Source organism: Mycetocola sp. (genome assembly GCF_046716805.1).
Lineage (GTDB): Bacteria > Actinomycetota > Actinomycetes > Actinomycetales > Microbacteriaceae > Mycetocola_A.
Window position 1 is genome coordinate 1 of sequence record NZ_JBKJWH010000110.1, and the last position, 3,543, is coordinate 3,543.

Here is a 3,543-nt window from a genome sequence, read left to right on the forward strand (position 1 = left end):
GCCATCCGTCGACTGGTTCGGAAGCGCCGGCACCGCGTTCCTCGTGATCGTGATCATGGACATCTGGCGGTCGATGGGTTTCTACGCGATCCTGCTCTACGCCGGGCTCCTCGACATTCCGGAGGACGTCCTGGAATCCGCGCGGCTGGATGGCGCCAGTGGCTGGACCCTAATCAAGAGCATCATCCTGCCGCTGTCGTTGCCCGTGCTGCTTTCATCTCTAATCTTCAGTATCAACGGCACCCTCAAGGTGTTCGACTCGGTGTTGGCCCTCACCAACGGCGGCCCCGGCAGCACCACGACCCCCCTCACCCTCTACATGTTCCGCACTGCATTCAGCTATGGGGACTACGGCTATGGGAGCACGATCGCCCTGCTCCTGACGATGATCTGCCTGCTGGTCACGATTTTCATCTTCCGCTCCTCCCGACGCGACCTCACCAAAGGCTAGGAATTCCCATGTCCCTGTCCACCGCTGCCGCCGCACCCCGGTCCTCAACCATCCAGCCAGACAACTCCTCGTCGCGTCGTCGCATGCGCCGCACCGTCAGGAAGCTTCCCGCCATCCTGGTCATCGGACTGCTCCTGGTCGTGACCGTATACCCACTGATTTGGCTCCTCCTTGGGTCGCTGAAGACCCAGAGCGAATTCCTCAACAACCCCAGCTGGGCCTTGCCGGAAAACTTCCTCAACTTCGCCAATTACACCGAAGCTTGGGTCGACGGCAACGTCGGTTCGTTCATCCTGAACAGCGCCCTGGCCACCTTCCCAGCCCTGGCCATGATTATCGTCTTCGGCGTGGCCGCCGGCTTCGCACTGGAGGTGATGATCTGGAAAGGCCGGAGCACCGTGCTGCTCCTGTTCCTGGCTGGCATTATGGTGCCGGGACAGATGATCCTGCTGCCCCTGTTTTCCGCCTATTTCCGGGCCGGACTCACCGGAACCTTGTGGCCTCTGATCATCACCTACACGGCCACCGGCTTACCACTGACCGTGTTCATGATGGCCACCTACTTCCGCGCTGTTCCACGCGAGATCTTTGAGGCCGCCGCAATCGACGGGGCGAGCATCTACCGCTCGTTCCTGTCCATCGGGTTTCCCATGGTGCGCAACGCCATCTTCACGGTGGCGCTCGTGCAATTCTTCTTCATCTGGAACGACCTGCTCATCGCCCTGACATTCACCAGCGGAAGCGCCGTGCAAACGATCCAGGTCGGGTTGCTTAGCTTCACCGGCCAGTTCGGCGTCGTCGAATATGGGCCCACCTTCGCGGCGATCTGCATCAACGTCGTTCTGATTCTTGTGCTGTACGTTTTCCTCAACCAGCGCGTAATGAAAGGCCTCACGGCCGGAGCGGTCAAGGGCTAAGGTGGCTCAGACCACGGCCCCCTGGGCTGAACATCACACCAGCGCGCTCGGCATCGGCGAGGCGACCCCGCGACTCTCCTGGCGACGCACCGCCAGCGAGCACACCGCGACGCAGGATGGCTACGAACTTGAGATCACCCGGGAACGCGGACTTGCAACTGCCGTGCACCGCACCGGACGGATCGACAGCGACGCCAGCTCCCTAGTGCCCTGGCCCACCGAACCGCTTAGCTCACGAGAACGCGTCGGAGTGCGGGTTCGAATTTGGACCGGAGAGCCTGACCCGGGAGAGTGGTCGGCGCCTGTTTCCATCGAAGCCGGACTGCTCCACCCTGCCGACTGGCGGGTGCCCTTCGTATCACCCTCCCTCGAATGGGATACGCGGGGACCGCGTCCGGCCTTCCTGCTCCGGGCGCAATTCGACCTGCCTGACATCGAGAATGTGCGGCGGGCGCGGGTGTACTCCACCGCGCACGGTGTGCACGACCTGCTCGTCAACGGTGCTGCTGCCAGCGACGACCTGCTTGCGCCGGGCTGGACGAGTTATGACCACCGCCTGCGCTACCAGACGCTGGATGTGACGCATCTGCTCTCCCCCGGGCCCAACGTGATCGGGGTGCTCCTGGCCGACGGCTGGTGGCGGGGGAAGCTTGGGTTTAACGGCGGGCTGTGGAACAACTACGGCGACGACGTATCCCTGCTGCTGCAATTAGAGCTGACCCTGCTGGATGGAACCGTGCGTCACATCGACCTCACCGACGCCTGGCGGTGGGCGCCGAGCGCGATCACGAGCACCGGGCTGTACGAGGGCGAGTCTCACGACGCAAGGCTCGAACAATTGGACTGGGCAACCGCTGGATTCGCCGCCGACGCCGCTGGCTGGCAGACACCCGCGCAGTTGCCCAGACAGCAGTTCCCGGCCGAGCTGGTCGCACCGACCGGCCCTCCCGTGCGGGTCACTGAGGTACTCGCACCCGTGTCGGTCGAGCGTCGCGGCAGGCGTATCCGCCTGGACTTCGGCCAGAACATCTCGGGAAAGCTGCGCATCGCGCCGACCGGCCCGGCCGGGCACACCGTGGTGCTGCACCACGCCGAGGTGCTCGAGAACGATGAGCTGTCGACCCGCCCGCTCCGCGGTGCACCCTCGATCGACCGGTACGTGCTTGCCGGGACCGGGGCGCCGGAGAGCTGGACACCGCGGTTCACCCTGCACGGCTTCCGTTACGCCGAACTGGAGGACTGGCCGGGGGCGTTCGACCCGTCCAGCGTCGTCGCTCTCGTCGTGCACAGCGACATGGTGCGCACCGGGCGGTTCGAGTCGTCGGACCCGCTGCTCAACCGGCTGCATGAGAACGTGGTCTGGAGTATGCGGGACAACTTCGTGGACCTACCCACAGACTGCCCGCAGCGCGACGAGCGGCTGGGCTGGACCGGCGACATCCAGGTGTTCGGCCCGACCGCCGCGTTCCTCTACCAGTCCACCGGAACCCTGCTCGGCTGGCTGCGCGATGTGGCTGCCGAACAGAAGGAGCGCGGCTCGGTGCCGAACTTTGTCCCCTGGATCGAGTGTGGGTTCCCGGCCGACCCAGCTGCGGCGTGGGGAGACGTCGTCGTCGTACTCCCGTGGGTGCTCTACCAACGCACCGGGGACGAGAAGGTTCTCGCCGACCAGTACGAGAGCATGTGCGCGTGGGTCGACCAGGTCCATGAGTTGACCGGCGGCTCCGGACTGTGGAACACCGGATTCCAGCTGGGCGACTGGCTGGACCCGGCTGCGCCGCCGGACCGGCCGGACGAATCGCACACCGACCCGTATCTCGTTGCGACGGCCTACCACGCGTACTCCGCCCGGCTGCTCGCGAGTGCGGCCGGGGTGTTGGGTCGGGTCGACGATGAGGCCCGCTACCTCGCCGTCGCCCAGCGCGCCGTGGACGCGTTCCGCACAGAGTTCGTCACGCCGTCCGGTCGGGTGGTCAGCGATACGGAGACGGCCCTGTCGCTGGCAATCGTGTTCGACCTGCTCGCCACCGAGGAGCAGGATCAGGCCGCAGGGTCGCGACTGCTGCACCTATTCGAACAGCGCGGCTACACCATCCGCACCCGGTACTTCGGCACGCCAATAATTTGCGATGCGCACGCCAGCGACGACCCGTTCCACACCCCGTACCACCTCAA

At 65.1% G+C, this 3,543-nt stretch carries 3 protein-coding genes; all 3 read left to right on the forward strand.

The annotated features are described in order from the left end of the window. Positions 1-451: carbohydrate ABC transporter permease (locus ACLQ62_RS08815; RefSeq protein ID WP_411721271.1), on the forward strand; the 451-nt coding region annotated here is incomplete at its 5' end. 8 nt (positions 452-459) lie between these two features. Then, the gene (locus ACLQ62_RS08820) at positions 460-1,368 is read left to right on the forward strand and encodes a carbohydrate ABC transporter permease (protein ID WP_411721272.1); all 909 of its coding nucleotides are present in this window, start codon (positions 460-462) and stop codon (positions 1,366-1,368) included. Position 1,369: 1 nt separating this feature from the next. Continuing rightward, the coding region (locus ACLQ62_RS08825; protein ID WP_411721273.1) for a family 78 glycoside hydrolase catalytic domain at positions 1,370-3,543 on the forward strand (2,174 nt) is incomplete at its 3' end.